This is a genomic window from Flavobacterium sp. 245 (genome assembly GCF_004362055.1).
GTDB lineage: Bacteria > Bacteroidota > Bacteroidia > Flavobacteriales > Flavobacteriaceae > Flavobacterium.
On record NZ_SNXB01000008.1, the window covers coordinates 76,886 to 97,447 of the forward strand.

Annotated in this window: 16 protein-coding genes; 3 read left to right on the forward strand and 13 right to left on the reverse strand. The window is 33.6% G+C overall.

Annotated elements, in window-relative coordinates:
* Positions 1-13: 13 nt before the first annotated feature.
* The 7 genes from EV145_RS15575 to uvrC form a co-directional block, all read right to left on the reverse strand.
* Positions 14-946, reverse strand: coding sequence for a tryptophan 2,3-dioxygenase family protein (locus EV145_RS15575; protein ID WP_133526125.1), 933 nt, complete (start codon positions 944-946; stop codon positions 14-16).
* Positions 946-1,716: a DUF3108 domain-containing protein gene (locus EV145_RS15580; protein WP_133526126.1), complete on the reverse strand. Its 771-nt coding sequence runs from the start codon at positions 1,714-1,716 to the stop codon at positions 946-948. The genes EV145_RS15575 and EV145_RS15580 overlap by 1 nt, the downstream gene beginning before the upstream one ends.
* Positions 1,717-2,010: 294 nt before the next feature.
* A complete protein-coding gene (gene hppD, locus EV145_RS15585; RefSeq protein ID WP_133526127.1) occupies positions 2,011-3,171 on the reverse strand; it encodes a 4-hydroxyphenylpyruvate dioxygenase in 1,161 nt (386 codons plus the stop codon).
* Positions 3,172-3,252: 81 nt separating this feature from the next.
* Entirely contained in the window at positions 3,253-3,612 is a 360-nt protein-coding gene (locus EV145_RS15590; RefSeq protein ID WP_133526128.1) for a four helix bundle protein, read from the reverse strand.
* A gap of 220 nt (positions 3,613-3,832) precedes the next feature.
* Positions 3,833-4,990, reverse strand: coding sequence for a homogentisate 1,2-dioxygenase (locus EV145_RS15595; protein WP_133526129.1), 1,158 nt, complete (start codon positions 4,988-4,990; stop codon positions 3,833-3,835).
* 318 nt (positions 4,991-5,308) lie between these two features.
* On the reverse strand, positions 5,309-7,588 hold the full coding sequence (locus EV145_RS15600; RefSeq protein ID WP_133526130.1) for a patatin-like phospholipase family protein: 2,280 nt from the start codon (positions 7,586-7,588) through the stop codon (positions 5,309-5,311).
* Positions 7,589-7,594: 6 nt separating this feature from the next.
* Positions 7,595-9,391 (reverse strand): excinuclease ABC subunit UvrC, encoded by a 1,797-nt coding sequence (gene uvrC, locus EV145_RS15605; protein ID WP_133526131.1) that lies wholly within the window; start codon positions 9,389-9,391, stop codon positions 7,595-7,597.
* A 137-nt stretch (positions 9,392-9,528) separates the two neighbouring features.
* Between uvrC and EV145_RS15610 the strand changes: the two genes are divergently transcribed.
* The 3 genes from EV145_RS15610 (at position 9,529) to EV145_RS15620 (ending at position 13,102) form a co-directional block, all read left to right on the forward strand.
* Positions 9,529-10,509: a succinylglutamate desuccinylase/aspartoacylase family protein gene (locus tag EV145_RS15610; RefSeq protein WP_133526132.1), complete on the forward strand. Its 981-nt coding sequence runs from the start codon at positions 9,529-9,531 to the stop codon at positions 10,507-10,509.
* Complete coding sequence (locus EV145_RS15615) at positions 10,502-11,068, forward strand: 5-formyltetrahydrofolate cyclo-ligase (protein ID WP_133526133.1); 567 nt, start codon at positions 10,502-10,504, stop codon at positions 11,066-11,068. The genes EV145_RS15610 and EV145_RS15615 overlap by 8 nt, the downstream gene beginning before the upstream one ends.
* Before the next feature lie 480 nt (positions 11,069-11,548).
* Positions 11,549-13,102: a vWA domain-containing protein gene (locus EV145_RS15620; protein WP_133526134.1), complete on the forward strand. Its 1,554-nt coding sequence runs from the start codon at positions 11,549-11,551 to the stop codon at positions 13,100-13,102.
* An 85-nt stretch (positions 13,103-13,187) separates the two neighbouring features.
* Here the strand turns inward: EV145_RS15620 and EV145_RS15625 are convergent, their stop codons facing one another.
* From EV145_RS15625 to EV145_RS15650, 6 genes are all read right to left on the reverse strand, one after another.
* The gene (locus tag EV145_RS15625) at positions 13,188-13,934 is read right to left on the reverse strand and encodes a tetratricopeptide repeat protein (RefSeq protein WP_133526135.1); all 747 of its coding nucleotides are present in this window, start codon (positions 13,932-13,934) and stop codon (positions 13,188-13,190) included.
* Between the two features lie 91 nt (positions 13,935-14,025).
* A complete protein-coding gene (locus tag EV145_RS15630) occupies positions 14,026-15,774 on the reverse strand; it encodes a BatD family protein (protein ID WP_133526136.1) in 1,749 nt (582 codons plus the stop codon).
* A gap of 133 nt (positions 15,775-15,907) precedes the next feature.
* Positions 15,908-16,675 carry a tetratricopeptide repeat protein gene (locus tag EV145_RS15635; RefSeq protein ID WP_133526137.1) on the reverse strand — a complete coding sequence of 256 codons (768 nt, stop codon included), beginning with the start codon at positions 16,673-16,675 and terminating at the stop codon, positions 15,908-15,910.
* 43 nt (positions 16,676-16,718) lie between these two features.
* On the reverse strand, positions 16,719-17,753 hold the full coding sequence (locus EV145_RS15640; protein ID WP_133526138.1) for a vWA domain-containing protein: 1,035 nt from the start codon (positions 17,751-17,753) through the stop codon (positions 16,719-16,721).
* Positions 17,754-17,827: 74 nt separating this feature from the next.
* Complete coding sequence (locus EV145_RS15645) at positions 17,828-18,829, reverse strand: vWA domain-containing protein (RefSeq protein WP_133526139.1); 1,002 nt, start codon at positions 18,827-18,829, stop codon at positions 17,828-17,830.
* The gene (locus EV145_RS15650; RefSeq protein WP_133526140.1) at positions 18,829-20,460 is read right to left on the reverse strand and encodes a hypothetical protein; all 1,632 of its coding nucleotides are present in this window, start codon (positions 20,458-20,460) and stop codon (positions 18,829-18,831) included. The genes EV145_RS15645 and EV145_RS15650 overlap by 1 nt, the downstream gene beginning before the upstream one ends.
* Positions 20,461-20,562: the final 102 nt, after the last annotated feature.

The following is a 20,562-nucleotide window of genomic DNA, read 5'->3' on the forward strand; positions in this document are numbered from 1 at the left end:
GAAACTAAAGTGGTTATTCATTTCCCCAATTGGACAATTCTTCTTCGGTCCACAATTTAGGAAAAAAGATGCGTCTTTGGTATTTTGGATGCATATATTTTTGCCAGTCACTTCCTCCGGTCGCTTCTCCATTGCCTTTACCGCTTTCCAAAATGTATTTTCTGGCAGTATTAAGATGTTGCATTACCCACGTAATATTTACGGTTTTGTCATAATGGCGCATTGCGTCAATTAGTTCTTTATTTTGTTGATCCTCAATAGGAAGCTGTGTGAATTTTTGCCAAATATTTTTCGTTTTAAACGATGACATTTGTCTTAAAAACTGTTCTTTGTATTTTTTCTCAAACTCGTTAAGCAAGTATGATTTTTCTCCAGTTTGATAATCTTTTCCAGCCGCTTGCCAATAAAGATGTTCGAAACTGGTTTCTAAATCTGTATTTTCGTCAAAGTTTGCTTTGTATCTTCTGTCGGTTAAATTGATCACATCTGTAGATGCAAATTCAATCATTCTATATTGTGCACTTTGAAATCCGCTTGCTGGCGTTAAAGTATTTCTGAATTTCATGTATTGATCCACTTCCATTCCGTTTTCCATAATGCTGAAAGAATTGGTCAGCATGTCAAAATAACGGGTAATTCTTGAAAGTCTTTCGCTGAAAAAATCTACCTGAATGTTTTCTGTTTCAGCGATTTGATCGATTTCCCACAAAATCATTTTAAAAATTAATTCATTTACCTGATGGTACATAATAAAAACCATTTCATCAGGAAGTGTTGTGCGTTGTATTTGTAAATTTAAAAGGGCATCGGTTTGAATATAATCCCAATATGTAATTGGTTTAGACCAAAGCAATCCTTCTAACTGAACATCAGTTTTTTGATTTATAGCTTGGAATTTTTGATCAATTTCTTTTAAAATTGATTCTGAATGATCAGTAAGGTTCATTATTTTTTAACTTTAAATGGATTTTTTAATCCTTTATATTCATCAAGATCTGCTTTAAGAGATCCTACAGCAAGATCGGCTTTAATTCTAATAGGGACTTTGTTGTCGTCGTCTGTTATCCAGAGTGTTAAGCTTTCTTTCTCTTTAAAGACTCTGCCGGTTTGAACAAGTGGTTTGAAAACCATTGTAGAAACGGTTCCAAATTTAGTCGTAATATCTTGACGGCCTACATATTTTAACTTAAATTTTGTGATTTCGTCATCAAAAAACATGTCAATTGTAATGGCTTCGCCTGATTTTAATTTATCAATATTCGGATGGTTTCTTAAGTAATAAAATGAAGATACAATATCTTGCACATTATCAGTGATTACAATCGTTTTTTCAGATTTTCGTTTGTAATCTTTTACCAAAACTCTGTTTTCTGATTGATTAAAAAAACCTTCTTGATTTTTAGTGTAACCGCCTTCGTCAATTTTTCTCACATAGCGGTATGGGCTTCCGGATTCTTTATCAAAATAACTTTCGTATAAATCTTCTACTTTAAAGAAAAATTTTGACATGCCGGTTGTGTAACCTTTACCCACTGCATGGTATACTTTTTTATTGTTGACAGTTGCGTCTTTAACTTCAAGTGTAGCGTATCCGGCGTTTACAATTCCGTAATGAATTCTGAATTTAAAAAACTCTCCCGTTCCGAAAGCGTCTTCTTTTTGTGTATCAAAACTAAAGGCAGTGAGGATGAATATGGCGAGGATTAATTTTTTCATAGTACTGTTTTACAAATATTTATAAGGATAAATGCAAATTCTATTCCAAATGTACCAAAACAAAAAAACTCAGTCAAGTAATGACTGAGTTTTTATGCTATTAACTAACCAAAAAACTATAAATTATGAAATTTATATCAATTCAGAAGGAAACCACCCCTTCTTGATTTGCGAGTGCAAAGATAGATAGAAAGTTCAAAAAATAAATAGCAAAAGTCAAGTTTAACATATCATTTGCATAAAAACCATCGTTTTACAGAGAATTTTTCTACATAATGTAAAAATATTGCGTTTTTATAGCGTTCCTCTCAATTCCTGCTCTCTCTCAATTGATTCAAAAAGAGCCTTAAAGTTCCCTGCACCGAATCCTTTTGCACCCATTCTCTGAATAATTTCGAAGAAAAGTGTAGGTCGGTCCTGAACGGGCTTCGTAAATATCTGTAAAAGGTAACCATCTTCATCGGCATCAACCATAATAGCTAATTTTTCAATTTCATTAATATCTTCTTTCATCATATCCATGTGAACGCCCAATCTTTCTGGAATTGCTTGATAATAGGTATGTGGAGGAGCCGATAAAAATTCGACACCGCGAGATCTTAGTTGTGATACTGTTTTAATAATGTCATCTGTAGCAATGGCAATATGCTGAATTCCAGGTCCGCCATAAAAATCTAAATATTCTTCAATTTGCGATTTTTTCTTTCCTTCGGCTGGTTCGTTGATTGGAAATTTTATTCTTCCGTTTCCATTTGACATTACTTTACTCATCAAAGCCGAATATTCGGTCGTGATTTGTTTGTCATCAAAAGATAAGAAATTCACAAATCCCATTACGTCTTCGTAGAATTTTACCCAAGTATTCATTTCATTCCACCCCACATTTCCTACCATGTGATCAATATATTTTAATCCCGTTGGTTCTGGGTTATAGTCCGATTTCCATTCTTTATAACCTGGCAAGAAAATACCATTGTAGTTTTTTCTTTCTACGAAAATATGCACGGTTTCCCCGTAAGTATAAATTCCTGAACGGATCACTTGTCCAAATTCATCTTCTTCAACAGTTGGCTCCATAAAAGAACGTGCACCGCGTTTCATAGTTTCTTCGTAAGATTTTGTAGCATCTTCAACCCAAAGTGCTGCAACTTTTACTCCGTCTCCATGTTTTTTCAAATGTTCGTTTATTGGAGAATCTGCCGTTAAAGGCGTTGTCAAAACAATTCTGATTTTATCTTGTTTTAAAACATACGATGCTCTGTCTTTTACTCCTGTTTCTAATCCGGCGTAAGCCAAAGATTGATATCCAAAAGCTGTCTTATAATAATGTGCAGATTGTTTTGCATTTCCTACGTAGAATTCTACATAATCTGTTCCTAATAGTGGAAGGAAATCTTGTGCTCCTTCAAAGATTTTTTCTAATCCGTATTCTACTGATTTTACTTGTTTCATAATTAGATAATTTGATAATGAGAAAATGAGATAATTTTTGAAATGCTTTGGGTCAATTTTCTAATTGACACATTTTCTAATTTTCTAATTCCTCTTAGATGTTGATATTATTTTATTTAAAATTTTTAAAATTTCTGATAGATCATTTAATAAGCGTTTGCAACTTGGATATTCTTTGTGCGCATCACACAAGAACAACCAATATTCAGTTTCATCAGCTTCCTTGATTGCTATTTTTAGTTTATGTATAAAGTCAGCTTTACTTTCTGCATTTTGTGATTCTTTCGAATTTGCTCCGATTGATGTTCCACTTTTTAATAGTTGATTAGCGATTACAAATTTCTTCTGTTCTTGAAGTTCGTTTGTGTAGTCAATTATATTTAGAGCAAAATTGAACGTTTTTATTAAAAGAGCGTTGTCCTTATATTTTTTGTTGAAAGTCATTTTTTAATTAGTTAATTAGAAAATTTGATAATGAGATAATTTTTAATGTAAGTTTAAATTTACAAACTAAATCACTTTTATAATTATCTAATTGTCAAATTGGCACATTTACTAATTCTATAAAGTTTCAAAAACATTATCTAATTATCTAATTGCCACATTTTCTAATTTATGCGGTTTCAAAAGCATTATCTAATTTTCTAATTGACACATTGCCACATTATTCACACCAAGACTTGTAATACTGACCGTCATCAAGACCCATCGCTTCTTCAGTTACCATCAAAGGTCTGAAAGTATCAACCATAACGGCCAATTCTTGGGTTTCTTTGTGACCAATACTACGCTCCATCGCGCCTGGTGCGGGACCGTGCGGAATTCCTTTTGGGTGTAAAGTGATATGACCTTGCTCGATATTGTTACGGCTCATAAAATCGCCATCAACATAATATAGCACTTCGTCAGAATCTATATTGCTGTGATTGTATGGCGCCGGAATTGCTTTCGGATGATAATCGTAAAGTCTCGGGCAGAAAGAGCAAACGACAAAAGTGGCCGTTTCAAAAGTTTGGTGTACCGGTGGCGGTTGGTGGACACGCCCGGTTATAGGTTCGAAATTGTGAATTGAAAATCCGTATGGGAAATTGTAACCGTCCCAACCGACAACGTCAAAAGGATGCGTTGCATAAACCACTTCGTGAATCATGCCTTCTTTTTTGATTTTAATTAAAAAATCACCTTTTTCATCGTGTGTTTCTAATTCACTTGGCAGAATAAAATCACGCTCACAAAATGGAGAATGTTCTAAATGCTGTCCCGATTGATTTTTATATCGTTTTGGAGTGTAAAATGGAGCAAAAGATTCTACATAAAATAATCTGTTTTCTTCCGTTTCAAATTCTATTTGGTAAATTATGCCTCTTGGAATAATAAGGTAATCACCATATTCAAAAGGAATATTCCCAAGCATGGTTCTTAATTTTCCTTTTCCTTTATGGATGAAAAGCATTTCATCAGCATCGGCATTTTTGTAGAAATAATTTCGAAGCGATTCCTTCGGCGCAGCTAAACCAATAATACAGTCTTTGTTGACTAACATGGCTTTTCGGCTGTCAAGAAAATCATTTTCAGGTTTTAATTCAAAACCTTTAAAAAGCAATGATTTTATATTTTTCCCAATAGCAATTTTTGGTTCAACCGAATAAGAATTTAAAATTTCTTTAACCTGTGTAGGTCTGTGAACATGATAAGATAATGACGAATGTCCGTGAAAACCTTCGGTTCCAAATAATTGTTCATAGTAAAAACCTCCGTTTGGCTTTTCGAATTGGGTGTGTCTTTTTTGAGGAAAATCTCCAAGTTTATGATATAATGGCATGGCTTTTCAATTAGATAATTTTTAAATTAATTAGATAATTCGAAAATTTGAATTGTGTGAACAGATAATCAAGTCAATTTTAGTATTGACTAATTATCTCAATTCGATAGCTTCATTCAGGATTTCTCTTGATGAGGAATTGAAGATATTCTAATAAACCTGTCCAATTTGTTTTCATTATAACAAATGTCGTAAATTTTTGCGAGTAAAAATAGAAATTATATTATTTATAACTAAAAGATATTTTAATTTTTTTGAGATAATTTTTTGATAGCAAAAAAATAGTACAATTTTATTGCACTATTCTCGATTAAAACTCTAAAACAAGAAACCAATACTAAACCAAGTAAAACTTTTAGACATTTCTGGCGACCATGATTGTTTGATTTCGATTGGACCAATAATGGTTTCTAAACCATAACCTACGGCATAACCAGAATATTTTGGCATTGAAATCCAATCGACAGTGCTGAAAATATCATCCCCCAGATTGGCAAAATTTGCTGAAAAATTGATGTGATTTTTTTTGATGATTTCGTAATCAAGTGTAATATCGGTTTTTATATAACTATTTCCAGCAATGCTAAGGAAATCGTAACCATAGAAATAGTTGAAATTATTGATTTTGCTATAGCCATAACCTCCAAGAATATAATCGAAATAAGGAACACTGTCACTGCCAATGTTAAATCCGGCGTCTGTACCAATTTTAATAGTTGCTCTTCTAAACAATGTTTTAGCAAATGCAATTTCTGCTTTTGCCATTGAGAAAGGCTTGAAATTGTTGTTGAAATCCGAAGAAGCTAAATACGTCTGAATATCACTAGAGAAATATAATCCAGAGCGCGGAAAAGTCTTTTTGTCTAACGAATCATATTTTAAGTACCCAAAAACACTGAAATAATTACTTTTATCAATTGTGTTGCCATTATTTGAAAGTGTAGGCGAATCAATTTTTAAATATTTGTATTCCAAACCTCCACCCATTAAGAATTTCTGAACAAAAATGGTCTGAAAATAGGCCTGATTGGTAAGGTCAAGAAAGTCAACATTTATTAGGTTTACATTTGGATTTGATACTTGTAGCTGGCTTATGCTTGTGGTGACATTTCGATTAAATTGATTCAGTCTTGAACGAAACCCAAAACTGATATTAAATCCGTTTTCGATATAATAGTTAAAATCATATCTGAAATTATCACCTAAAATAATGTCGAATGAAGTAACGTCATTTTTTAGAAATGTTTTTTTATGAGTCAGGTTTAATAAAATGGCACTTTTATATAATCCGTCATAATGCAATCCGAGTTTTAAATACGTTTGTGTTGGATTTTCTTTAAGTACAAGATCTAAATCATCATCGTTGCCATTTGGTTGCAGACAATACGAAATCGTACTAAAGTTTTCGGTGGCATTTAAATTATTAATTCCGGTTTTTAAATCATGATAGGTAATGGTGCTTTCCGGTTTGAAGCGAAGTTTTCCGTTGATGTATTCTTTAGTATAATTGTCTAATTTATCAACATTTATTTTTTTTATTTCTAAAGTATCTGAACTGATTTTTAGTTTCGGCTTTTTATAAAAAGTTTCCTCATTTACTAATGATTTAATTTTTTCATAAACAGCAAAAGTGGCTTCTTCGCCTTTTCTAACTATTTCTTCGCCTTTGTCAAATGAAATCACACCAAAATCACGAATATCTGGTTTAATGTAAATATCAGTGTCTTTTACTTTGCTTTTCATTTTTTCAATCGACTGAAGATTCGTGATTTGAACTAATATTCTTGTTGCGTTTTTCAATTTTTTACGATTCATCAAATCGTCCTGAACATCAGCTCCAATAATAATATCGGCACCAAGATTTCTAACTTCTTTTATAGGATAATTGTTTACAACGCCACCATCAACAATCAAATTGCCGTCAATTTCAACGGGAGTAAATAACGACGGAAAAGCGGCACTTGCCATCATTGCCTGCACGAGATTGCCTTTGTTGAGCAAAACTTCTTCGCCGGTTTCAATATTTGTTCCAATACATAAAAATGGAGTAGGGAGTTTATTGAAATCGCGTACATGACGCACATTTCTGGTCAAACTGCTTAAAAGATTATAATTGTACATTCCTTTTGAAAGTGCTTCAGGAATTCCGATTCTGAAATTACTAAAAGGCAAAGTAATGGCGTACAATTCGTCATTTTTTTTGCCATAGAAATTTTTAGAGGAACGAGGAATATAATCGTTTATCAGTTCGTCAAAATTTGTTTTTTTAAAAATAGAATCAATTTGCGATGCATTATAACCAGAAGCATAAAGTCCGCCAATTACGGCTCCCATACTGGTTCCGCCAATATAATCGATTTTTATTCCAGCTTCTTCTAAAACTTTTAAAACGCCAATATGCGCAAAACCTTTTGCCCCGCCACCGCTTAAAACCAAACCAATTTTTGGTCTTTTTATACTGTCTTGTTTTTGTTCTTGCGAAAATGTTTTTTGAGGAAAGAATAAAAATATCAAAAGTACAATTGTTGCGCCCCAAATGGAATTTGAGAAAAATCCTTTTGACTTATCATTTGCAATAGAAAGCTCTTTTAGGCGCATAAAGATTTATGGGTTTGTTTTGTAAAAGTCGACAATTTTTTTGGCTTTTGAAACTCCTATTACGTCAGAAATTTCTTTTTCTGATGCTAACTTTAATCTTTTAACACTTTTAAAATGCTGAATTAAAGCAAGCATTGTTTTTTCGCCAATGCCGGGTATGCTTTCAACCGATGAATTGAGTGCCGCTTTGCTTCGTTTATCACGGTGAAATGTAATACCAAATCGGTGGGCTTCATTACGCAATTGCTGAATCACTTTTAACGTTTCTGATTTTTTGTCAAGATATAACGGAACTGAATCGCCGGGGTAAAAAAGTTCTTCAAGACGTTTTGCAATTCCAATAATGGCAATTTTTCCACGAAGACCTAATTCATCAATACTTTTTAATGCGGCAGATAATTGTCCCTTTCCACCGTCAATTATAATTAATTGTGGCAAAGGTTCATTTTCATCTAATAATCTTTTGTAGCGGCGATATACTATTTCGGTCATCGAAGCAAAATCGTCTGGGCCTTCAACCGTTTTTACATTAAAATGGCGGTAATCCTTTTTGCTTGCTTTTCCGTCTTTAAAAACTACACAGGCCGCAACAGGATTTGTTCCCTGAATGTTTGAATTATCAAAACACTCAATATGGCGAGGTTCAACAGGCAATCGCAAATCTTTTTGCATCTGTGCCATGATTCTATTAACATGACGATCTGGATCTACAATTTGTAATTGTTTTAATTGTTCGATTCGGTAGAATTTTGCATTTCGAATAGATAAATCCAGAATCTGTTTTTTATCACCAAGCTGCGGAACAGTTGTTTTGATGTTTTCGCCCAAATCTATTTCAAACGGTACAATAATTTCTTTTGATAATAATTGAAAACGTTCGCGAAGTTCGACGATGGCCAATTCAAGTAATTCTTCATCAGTTTCATCAAGCTTTTTCTTCATTTCCAAAGTATGCGAACGAATGATGGAGCCGTGAGAAATCTGTAAGAAGTTGACATAAGCGGCACTTTCGTCAGATACAATAGAGAAAACATCAATATTGGTAATCTTCGGATTTACAATCGTTGATCTTGATTGGTAATTTTCAAGAACTTCTATTTTTTCTTTGATTTTCTGCGCTTCTTCAAAATGTAAATCTTCGGCATATTTTATCATCAAGCGCTTGAAATCTTTCATGCTTTCTTTAAAATTACCTTTCAGAATTTCGCGGATCGCATCGACTTGTCTTTGATATTCTTCTAAAGGTTCCAAACCTTCGCAGGGACCTTTGCAATTGCCAATATGATATTCTAAGCAAACTTTAAATTTTCCAGAATCAATATTCGATTTACTTAAATCAAAATTGCAGGTTCGTAATGGATACAATTCCTTGATTAATTCCAAAATTGTATGTACCGTTTTGAAACTTGTATACGGACCAAAATATTCAGAACCATCTTTGACCATTCTTCTTGTTGAAAATATTCTCGAAAAAGGTTCTTTTTTGATACAAATCCAAGGATAACTTTTGTCATCACGAAGCAGTACATTATATCTTGGCTGCAGTGTTTTGATTAAATTATTTTCTAATAAAAGCGCGTCGGTTTCAGTAGGAACAACGATGTGTTTTATTGTGACAATTTTTTTGACTAGAACATTCGTTTTAGCCGTATCATGAATTTTATTGAAATAGGAGGAAACCCTTTTTTTTAAGTTTTTGGCTTTTCCAACATATAAAATCTTCCCGTCTTTATCGTAATACTGATACACGCCAGGATTATCTGGTAAGGTTAGAATTTGAAGGTCTAAGGACGATTTTTGCATTCTTTTTTGTTTCTGAAGAGAGAGGATGAGCATTTTCAAAAATCATTCCGATTTCTCGAAAAAAGCGCTTCATCGATTTAGTTTCAAATTTACAAAATCAAAAGAATAATTTCTATATTTAGCTTTTATAATTCTACATGAAAAATAGTAAACCTTTGGTTATCTTCGATGAAACAATTTTGCCTGGAGAAAGCAGAACAATTAATGTCGAAATCGCAAGATTGCATACCACTACAAAATTGAACATTCCGGTAATTGTGCGCCGTTCAAAGATTGAAGGTCCTGTTGTTTTATTTTCGGCAGGAATTCATGGCGATGAAATAAATGGCGTTGAAATTGTACGGCAGCTTATCAGCAAAAAAATAAATAAACCCGCCCGCGGCACCATTATTTGTATTCCAATTATCAATATGTATGGTTTTGTAAATAAGTCGCGCGAGTTTCCTGACGGGCGCGATTTAAACCGAGTTTTTCCGGGAAGCAAAAAAGGTTCTTTGGCTAGCCGATTTGCCTATCACATTGTAGAAGAAATTTTGCCAATTTTGGATTATGCAGTAGATTTTCATGCCGGCGGTGCGAGCCGATTTAACGCGCCGCAAATTCGAATTACCGAAAATAATCCTGAACTGAAAGTTTTGGCCGATGTCTTTAACGCACCTTTTACTTTGTACTCAAAAAATATTGGCGGTTCGTTTAGGAATACTTCTGAAAAAGCAAATGTAAAAATGCTTCTTTTTGAAGGAGGAAAATCTTTGGATATCAATAACGATATTGCCAACGAAGGTGTTCTGGGAGTAAAACGATTATTGAATTATCTTGGAATGCTCGACTCAAAACAGCTTGTTGAAGCCGCGCCAATACCGTCTATTTATATAAAATATTCTTTTTGGCTAAGAGCGAAATGTTCCGGTCTGTTGCATGATTTCAATTTGGTTGGAAAGTTTGTTACCAAAGGAACTATCTTAGCTATTATTACCGACCCGTTTGGCAAGTTTGAACAAAAAGTAAAAGCGCCTCATGACGGATTTGTAATCAACGCCAATCATTCACCAATTGTTTATGAAGGTGATGCGATTTATCATTTATCTAAAAATAGTCCCATAAATTTCGATGAATAAAAAAGAACTAAGAGTACATTATAAAAACCTGCGGGCAACTTTCTCTGAAGAGGAAATTGAAGAAAAAAGTTTGGCTATTGCCAATAATTTAATTCAGCTGCCAATTTGGGATAAAACCTATTTTCATGTTTTTCTTCCAATTGTGGAACACAAAGAAGTCGATACAGAGTTTGTATTGCATTTGCTTTCTGGAAAAGACAAAGAAATTGTGATTTCAAAAAGCGATTTTGAAACGCGCTCCATGACTCATTTTCTGTTGACTGATAATACCAAAATCAAAAAAAACGAGTATAATATTCCAGAACCAATAAACGGACTTCAAGTTGCGAGTTCAAATATTGATGTTGTTTTTGTACCGCTTTTAGCGTTTGATATTCATGGAAATCGTGTCGGTTACGGAAAAGGATTTTACGATAAATTTTTATCAGAATGCCGACCAGAAACCATAAAAATTGGACTTTCTTTTTTTGAAGCTGTAAATCAAATTGACGATGTTTTTGAATTGGATATAAAATTAGATTTTTGTGTGACGCCTGAGAAGGTTTACGATTTTCAATAAATTCCCCTAACGTTTGTCGATATGCTGGACGTAGACGCACTGCTGTGCGCCTCTACGATATGTGTTGGTGAAACAATTTAAATATTTCATTTTTGAATCTGATGTAAAATTAGATTAGTGCGCAACATCGGAGAAGGTTTATAATTTACAATTAATTTTATCGAACAATATATTCCCGTAATCAAAATCGTAGAGGCGCACAGCAGTGCGTCTACGCAACGTTTGTCGATATGCTGGATGTAGACGTACTGCTGTGCGTCTCTACAATCTTTAAGGAAAAATTAAAAAAAATATTTTTACACCAGATGCCTTTTAAAATAAGGGTTTCTGATTTTATTTTCACGTAAGAAAAATATTTGTAAAGTTTTTGGCATCGAATTTGAATGCTCGGAAATTGCAAATAATCGCCTCTAGTACATCCGGAATGCTAGTCCTTATTTGAAACAAAATCTATTTACTAATTTTTTAAAAATTCACTTTATGAGAAATCTTAATTTCTTTATGATGGCATTCCTTGTACTTACTATTTTTGGCTGTAAGAAAGCTGATTACGCTGCCGAAGAGAATGCAGATTCGACCGAGATTGCAGTTACAACCACCGATTTGGTTGAAGAAGAAAATTACATTCCTGATACTAATACAGAAAGTTATGCAGGATTAGAAGAAAATCCATTTGAATCACCGCTTAAAGAACCACTTTCTACTTTTTCTATAGATGTTGATAATGCATCATATACTAATATTAGACGATTTATAAACGAAGGACAGAAAGTTCCTAAAGATGCTGTTCGAGTTGAAGAAATGATTAATTTTTTCAAATATAAATATCCACAGCCAGACGGTCAGCATCCGTTTGCGATAAATACAGAATACAGCGATTGTCCGTGGAATAAAAACAGCCGATTATTAAAAATTGGTTTGCAGGGAAAAGACGTTCCAATGGCAAATTTGCCAGCTACAAATCTTGTTTTTTTAGTGGACGTTTCCGGATCTATGGATGAGCCAAATAAACTGCCATTGCTGAAAGAATCGATGAAGATTTTGGTAAAGGAACTTCGCAGTACCGACCGAGTTTCGATTGTAGTTTATGCAGGTTCGGCAGGTGTCGTTTTAGAACCAACTTCTGGAGAAGATAAAGATGATATCATGGACGCTTTTGATGATTTGCATGCAGGAGGAAGTACTGCGGGAGGAGAAGGAATCGAATTAGCTTATAAATTGGCACAGGAAAATTTCATCAAAGGTGGAAACAACAGAGTAGTGATAGCTACTGATGGTGATTTTAATGTTGGCGCTTCAACTGATGATGATATGTTTAAATTGATTGAACAGAAAAGAGAATCTGGCGTTTTCTTAACCGTTTTAGGTTTTGGTATGGGTAATTATAAAGATAGCAAAATGGAAATTCTTGCCGATAAAGGAAATGGGAATTACGCTTATATCGATAATATTCAGGAAGCAAATCGTTTTCTAGGAAAAGAATTTAAAGGTTCAATGTTTGCTATCGCGAAAGATGTAAAAATTCAAATTGAGTTCAATCCAAAACATGTTCAGGCGTATCGATTGATTGGTTATGAAAATCGAAAACTAAAAGCCGAAGATTTTAAAAATGACAAAATTGATGCCGGCGAATTAGGCAGCGGACACTCGGTTACGGCTTTGTATGAAATTATTCCAGCGGGTGTAGAAAGCGATTATGTTCCGTCTGATTTGAAATATACTAAAACACAAAAAACGGAAGGAAATTACAGTGATGAACTGGCAACTGTGAAATTTAGATATAAAAAACCTGATAGCAACAATAGTATTGAAATAATAAATACAATAGCAGATAAGAAAGTAAATCTAGAAAATAGTTCTCCCGATTTTAAATTTTCAACTGCAGTTTCTTGGTTCGGATTAAAACTTCGTGAGTCAAAATACATAGCGAACAGTTCAAGTTCTGATATTAAAAAACTTGCTAAATCTGGATTGCAAAATGATGAAGATGGTTACAGATCCGAGTTTGTAAGATTGGTAGATGCAGTGAATTAATTTCAAATTCCAAAATAAAAAAATTCCAAATCCCAATATTAGAAAATTGGAATTTGGAATTTTTTTATTTGATTTTTTGAAAATTTTATTTGACTTCTTTAATGGTTGAACCATCAATCCAGCCTTCAGTTCCATCTGTTAATTCGATTTTTTTCCATTGGCCTAAAACTTCGGTTACATATACTTTTGCACCTTCGTGTAATAAGAAAATTGCAGCGCCACCTTTTTGAGGCTCGCTTCGAACTTCGCTTAATTCGGCAAAAACAATTGCAGGGCGATCATTATCAAAATGGTTTTTTTCAGACATTCCAGCTGAAACGGTTAATGCTAGCGCCACTAAAAGAACAAACATTCCAATAAAGTAAATTCTTTTTGAAAGAGTAAGCTGTGAAAAATAATAGCCAATAAAACTCAGCAAGAAAAGAAATGCTATTCCGACTGAAATTTTTGCCCAAGTATTGTAATTAAAAATACCAGTAAAGTTCTGAATCAATTTCGCAAAACCTACTTTCGGAACTTCTTTAATTTCGTCGATGGTCAGCTTTTTGGCAAATTTTAAATTGTTCAGCGTTTCCGGATCATGAGGTTTTAAAACTAAAGCTTTCTCATAATTGTATATCGCTGGAGCCACTTTATTCAGCTTATAATAACTATTAGCCAAATTAAAATACAATTCAGCCGATTCTTGTTTGTTTTCTTTTATAACGCCTTCATAAGCCAGAACAGCTTCCTGATAATTGCCTCTTTGGTACATCGCGTTTCCTTTTTCAAAGCTGCTCTGAGCAAAGAAAACCTGTGTGATTAATAAAAAGAGATATACTATATTTTTCATTTTCTAGATTTGTAATACGATTTTCAACTTTGCGAACTTAAAACTGCGCAATCTAAATCAAATTTCTTAGCGCACTTTGCGGTTAAAAAAATTAAACAATCTGTTTTTCTAATTCTGAAATAATTAAAACAGCTTTATCAAAATCCTGCTGAATCGAAGCGCTCGATGCCGGAGCATATCGTGCAAATTCGCAGTTTTCAGTCAAATTAATAAAACTCTGAACCGATTCTGGATTTGCTTTTCTTGATAATAGCAATTCACGAATATTGTCTTTGCTCATTTCTGAGGTTTCAATATGCAGTTTTGCTTTCAGGAAATTATGCATCGCTTTTTCTAATGCAATATAAAATGCTTCTTTATTGTTCAGTTGTTTTTTAGCTTCAGATAAATATTTCTTAGCTAGTTTATTGTTCATTTTAATGCGGTTTCCAGCCACATCGCCATCAATTGCTTCTTTTTTCTTCTTAGCAATAATGATAATTGGCAAAATGATGAAAGGAGCAAAAAGTAAAGCATAGTATAAATCAGAACCATAAAAATCATCTTTTTCAATCGAAACTAATGTAGTTCTTGATTTAATATACTTAAACTGATCTGTTTTCGAAATTACATTTTTAGCAGCGCTTGCTGTACTGTTTGCTTCAGCTTGCATTGGACCATCTAAAACATCAATTGCAATTTCTTGCGATGTAATTGTTTTATAGGAACCAGTACTTAAGTCAAAATAAGAAAACTGCATTGGTTTAATAATGTATTTTCCTTTATACTGAGGAACAATAGTATACTTGTCAGATATTCTTCCAGACATTCCTGCTAATGAAGTTGTAACTTTTTCGTCATGAACGGGGTCGTACATTTCTAGCGCATTTGGCACAACTGGTTTTGGCAAAGTAAACAGTTTCATATTTCCGGTTCCATTTGCACTTACAATTAAGTCAAGACCTTCGCCACTTTTCACACTTGTTTTTGAAGGCGTAACCACAAAATTAAACTTACCAACCGCACCACTGAAACCTTCTGGTTTTCCAGTTTCAGGTAGAGGTCTCACATTAATTGTTTTGGCTCCAGCCGAAACTACTTTATTGTCATCAGTAATAATCATTTGGCCAAACATATCACGGCGATTTGTAGGCAATTGTACACCAATGTCTAATGAAAGCGGTTCGATAGTTAATTTACCTGATTTTTGAGGATATAGAATGGTTTTTTTCAAGATTACAAAATAGCATCTCTGACCTTGAAAACTTCCTTCTTCAATCGCTAGTTGTTTGATGTCGATATTTTGATTCCAGAAATCATTATACTTTGGTTTTGCCAATTCTTTAAAACCAGTTACCCCAATATTATTGAAATACAGTTTGTAAACAACCGTAATTGGTTCGTTTACGTACGGATTTGTTTTCGAAATTTCGGCAACAAGATTAAGTGTTTCGCTTCCTTGTCCTTGTGGTCTGTCATTTGGATCTCTTTCCTGAGCAACAGCATTTGTGACAACAATTTTTATGGGTGAAGTTTTGTAAACCTGTCCGTTAAATTCAATTGCTGCTTGGCGTATAGTTGCATTTCCTTTTCTATCTGGTTGTAAGATATAGGAGTATATTTTTTGAAAAGAACTTCGCCCATTTACCCAAGATTGACTGATTTGCTGGCTTGGCCCTGCTACAATTTTAAATCCGTCAAAATTTGGCTGTTCAAAGTTGTCTCCATCAACATTCATGATAAAGTCGATTCGGAGCCTTTCATTAAGTCCAAGCGTGTTTTTACTAACTCTGGCCTCAAATTGAACCTGAGCCAAAAGTCCTTGAAAAGTGAATAGAAATAAAATTAAAAATCTTTTCATTTATTCGTTTAATCGTTTTTGCTGTTTAATCGTTTATTCGCTTAATCGTTTAACTGTTTAATCGTTTAATCGGTTTTTTGTCTAGAGAATAGTTCATATAAACAAATTAACAATTAAACGATTAAACTTTTATTTACCAGTCTTTTTCTGTTTTTCTAGGATTTCCTTTTACTTTTTGAGCGTTTACTTTATCCTGAATTTTCTTTTCTTCGTTGTTTACGGCATCTAATAAATTCTGTACACGTTCTTTAGATATTCCTCCAGGCTGTGGTTTTGGCTGTCCGTTATTGTCTGATTTGTCATCTTTCTTCGGATCATTTTTGCCGTCTTTTTTATCCTTGTCTTTATCGCCTTTATCGTCTTTTTTATCTTTATCCTTGTCCTTGTTTTTATCTTTGTCCTTGTCTTTATCTTTATTTTTATCCTTGTCTTTGTCCTTATCTTTATTCTTGTCTTTGTTGTCGTTTTTAGGCGGATTTTCTTTTAGCTTTTGTTTGGCTAAAGCATAATTATAACGCGTTTCGTCATCTGTTGGGTCATTTCGAAGCGCTTCTTTATATGCTTCAACAGCTTGCGTATAATCTTTCTCTTTCATGAAAACATTTCCTAAGTTATGATAAGCTTTATGTTTTTCAGGACGCGTTTTGGCATTTTTTATCGCTTTCGCAAAAGCATATTTAGCTTCCGAAATCTGATTTTGTTTGTAAATCGTATTTCCTAAATTGTATGAAGCAGCGGCTTTTTTTGGAAATTTTGACTGCGAAATTCTGTAATTCGCTTCGGCATCAACAAATTTATTCTGTTTATATTCTTCGTTCCCGTCTGGCAATGTCTTGTCTTTTTCCTGAGCAGCAACTGCTAAAGAAAACGTTAGTAAAATATAAAGAAGTAAATTTTTCATTCTAAATTTTTTGTTTTTTTGTTCCGAGATTTTAGCAGAACAATTATTTCTTTTCATTAAATAAATTCAACTCTTTTATCCAATTTGTTTTTCTTTCTAAAAGGAAAATATCTAAGAATAATAAAAGAAAAGCAAAGCCAATGAACCATTGAAACTGCGATTGAAATTCAGCCATCTGTGTCGCTTCAAACTCTGTTTTCTGAATATTGTTCAATGCGTTTTTGACATAGTCCAAAACTTCTTTGGTGCTTCCGCCGTAAACATAACCACCTTTTGTTGCTTTTGCAATCGTTTTTAAACCTTCCTGATTTAATTTAGTGATTACAATTTGTCCGTTCTGGTCTTTTTGATGATTTCTTACAACGCCGTTTTCTTTTAACGGAATTGTGCCTCCTTTTTCAGTTCCAACGCCAATTGTGATGATTTTCATTCCCAATTTGTTAGCTTCTTCAGCAGCAGTAGTAGCTCCTTCAGAATGATCTTCACCATCAGAAATTAATATAAGCAGTTTGCTTGTTTTGCTTTTTTCATCAAAATAAGTTGATGATAATCTGATAGCTTCATCAAGCGAAGTTCCCTGAGATGAAACCATATCTGGACTCATGCTTTGCAAGAACATTTTTGCAACGCTATAATCTGTTGTAATTGGCAAAACCGGAAAAGCACTTCCTGCATAAGCCACAATTCCAATTCGGTCGCTTCCTAACTGATTGATAATTTGAGAAACAATCTGTTTGCTTTTCTCTAAACGGCTCGGTGCAACATCTTCAGCAAGCATACTTTTAGAAACGTCAACGGCAAAAACAATATCAATACCTTCACGTTTTACGGTTTCCATTTTAGTCCCAATTTTCGGGTTTACTAAACCAATAATTAAACAGGCAAGTGCTAAAAGTATAATCGATAATTTTAATACTGGTTTGAAAACAGAACTTTCAGGGCTCAGTTTTTTGACCATTTCTACATCACCAAATTCGCGTTGTTTTTTTCGTTTCCAATATACATTGAAAAGAAAAATACACACCACAATTGGGAGTAAGAATAAAAGGTATAAATATTTTTTTTCGTCTAATTCCATTTTTTAATTCTCGTTTTCAGTTTTCAGTTACAGTTTTCAGTTGTAAACTGAGAACCGCGACTGCGACTAAAATATTAAATAAAGCTTCTGTAAACTGTATTTCTTAAACCAACTTCAAGCAATAATAAAAGAACCGCGAAAGAAACAAAAAATCGGTATTTTTCGTCATAATCGTAGAATTTTAATTCTTGTATTTCAGTTGTTTCTAATTTGTTGATAGCGTTATAAATTTGAGCAAGTCTGTCGTTGCTTGTTGCTCTAAAATACGTTCCATCCGTTTTACGGGCAATGCTTTTCATTAACTGCTCGTCAATTTCCACTTTTTGCATTTTGAACAGGAATCCGCCATTTGGTCCATACGCGTACGGAGATTCAGCCATTCCATTTGTTCCTAATCCAATCGTATAAACTTTTATTCCGTATTGTTTTGCAATATCTGCCGCAGTTTCCGGCTCAATAAATCCGGCATTATTAACACCATCTGTCAATAAAATAATAACACGGCTTTTTGCTTTGCTGTCTTTTAAACGGTTAACTGCTGTTGCAAGTCCCATTCCAATTCCGGTTCCGTCCTGCAATGCATTGTCGTACTTAATTTCTTTTATTGCTTCTAAAATAATGGCCTTGTCACTTGTAACAGGTGTTTTTGTATAAGCTTCAGAAGCATACAAAACCAATCCGATTCTATCGTTTGGTCTTTCTCCAACAAAGTCTGCTGCAACTCTTTTTAAAGCTTCCATACGGTTTGGCTTTAAATCTTTTGCCAACATACTTCCAGAAACGTCAATTGCCATTACAATATCAATTCCTTTAGTTGTCTTTGTCTGATTGCTTACATCAACTGTTCGCGGTCTTGCCAGAGCAATAATCAAAGAACATAATGCAAGAATTCTGAAAACATATAAACAAGGTTTTAGTTTTGTCAGCAGTGATTCGCTGTTTTTAAAACCTGTTGTTGAACTCATTTTTAAAGTTGCAGACTGCTGATTGCGTTTCCAGAAGTACCAAGCAATCACAATCGGAATCAAAAGAAACAGCCAAAAGAATTCTGGATTTAAAAAAGTGATCTTTCCCATTAGTTGCTAGCTTTTTTAAGTTCAACAGAATTTAAAATTCGGTCAGTAATTGTGTTTCCGTAGCTGTCACCTTCTTCGTGCGAAATAATAATCTGCTGCAATCCTTGTTCTTGTTTGAAAAGAAGAATTTCATAATACACTTTTGTACTGCTTTTGGTTAACGGATTTATTACAGTCATTGTACCGTATCCTTTTAAGCCCTGCACGCCTTCGTTTGTTTGATAATCTTCTTGCTTTACAATAATATTTTGTCCGCCTTGAGCTTCAATAATTTTTAATGAACCTTCTAGGGTTTTTGCCAAATCGATTTCTGTTGGAGTTTTAAATTTACTTGTTGAAACCGCAATATAAAAATTGTCAGTCATTCCTCCGTAAACAAAAAGTTGCATTTCCTTAATCAAAGCCATTGCATCTTTCGGAAGAACTTTTAGCGGATCCATTCGTTTTAAGACCTGTGGAGTTTCAACTAAAACTCCTGGATTTCCGTATTCGCTTTTTACCCATTCGCTTTCCAAAAGGCGTTTAGTTGGGTTCATTAAAACGGTATCTTTTACATTAGTGAAACCTTTTACAGCAATCCAAACGGCTGTCGTTACAATCAATAAACCAATAACAGATGCTACAGCAATAGTAATACGTTTGTTTCTTTGTTTCTTTAATTGAAGTTTTATCTGCTTTTGTCTTTGTGCTTCGTTCAGTATTTCATCTTCTTCAGAAGGAATTTCAGAAGGAATTGCATTATCCAGTGTTAAAATTACTTTCTGAATTTTGTTTCGGTCATCCGTAATTTCAAAATCTAATGGTTTAGATTTTGCAAATTTTACTAAATCTGCCTGACGTAGAACACGCTCTAAATTTTCAACCGTTTCAGGCGTTAAAGTCATTTTCTTTTTAGTCGAAGCATTTCTGATTGCCTGAATTAATTCCGAAGTTGTGCTTTCCATTGCTGGAATGTGAATTGCTTCTTCAATATAATTTCTCGCAATATCAGTCAGTTCACTATAATATTCTTTGATTTCGCCTTTTTGAACTAATTCTTTTGATTCCAGATTGTTTAATAGGCTTGTTGCTTTTTCGATTGGAGTTTTGTAAACTTCTTCTTCAATTTTCTTTTGCTGACGTTTTTTTACATACCAATAAACAAAAGCACCGATTCCAAGAATAATTACTAATGCCAAAACATATTTCCACCAACTGCCAAGACCTTCATCAGAACTGCTGATGTCTTTAATGTCGTACATTTTTTGCTGCAGTGTATCAACTTTTACGCTGGCAACTTCAACCTTGATAGAATCAGAGAAATAAGGTTTTTTGTCGATTAAAATCTGAACGGGCGGAATAGTATATTTTCCTGAATCAAATTGAGTTAGACCATATTTTTTGATCAATTCGTAAGTGTCATTTTTCTTTACGGTATCAACTGGATACGACTGAATAACTTCTAATGGCCCAAAGGTTTTTTGTTTAGGAAAAACAACTTTCGATTTTGAACTTACAACCGTTTTCAGCGTTAGCTTGAACTCGGCTCCAATTTTATTTTTTGTCGTATCAATGCTTGTTTCAACTTGTTTTTGCTGAGCAAAACCTGCCGAAGTAAGTAAAAATAAAAATATGTAAAATTTTAATTTCATTTGATTTTTGATTTCAGATTTTAGTCTAAAACGAATGCTTAAAAATGGAACACGGATGACACAGATTTAAGCGGATTATATTTTTTATAATTGAAAAACGAT